This is a genomic window from Vibrio sp. 10N.222.52.B7, from assembly GCF_041474275.1.
GTDB classification, from domain to species: Bacteria; Pseudomonadota; Gammaproteobacteria; order Enterobacterales; family Vibrionaceae; genus Vibrio; species Vibrio crassostreae_C.
Genome location: NZ_JBFRTU010000183.1, coordinates 1 through 569, shown reverse-complemented (window position 1 = coordinate 569; position 569 = coordinate 1). Strand labels below are relative to the sequence as shown.

1 tRNA gene is annotated in these 569 nt (G+C 40.1%); it reads left to right on the top strand.

Annotated features, from left to right (window positions below):
• Positions 1-29 precede the first annotated feature (29 nt).
• Positions 30-106 (top strand) — tRNA-Trp (locus AB4512_RS22200).
• Positions 107-569 lie beyond the last annotated feature (463 nt).

Below are 569 nucleotides of genomic sequence, written 5' to 3'. Positions count from 1 at the left end.
TTTTCGAATCTGAAGTAATAAAAAGTTTTAGGGGTGTAGCTCCAATTGGCAGAGCAGCGGATTCCAAATCCGCGTGTTGGGAGTTCGAATCTCTCCACCCCTGCCATATACGAAGCCTCAGCAGAAATGCTGAGGCTTTTTTGCATCTATTGCTTCTACGAAGCAATATCGTGAGCTGGAATGCCAGCCTGCCGGCTCAGTCCACCCCTGTCATATATAAGGCTCCAGACTACGCGTCCCGGCAGAAATGTTGGAGCCTTTTTACTAGCTTCTACTTATTAATGGTTTCACTTAATTCTTCTAGTTTGGATATGCTGATATTAGAACCATAACGCTTCCTTAATATCTGAATAGCTAGTCGAAGGGGGAGGTCTTTTAGCTTTCTATATGTGGAATATTTAAGCTGATATTTCTTACCTTAGATTATATTTGACCTTAGAAAGGTAAGTGCTCACTTATCCCAGCCTCTTTTATAAACAATCAACAGCACAATCCCCACTTCTTTATGAGAATTATTCTCAATATTTTGTTACATTTTGGTCGTTATTACTAATACCAATCCGGAAAAT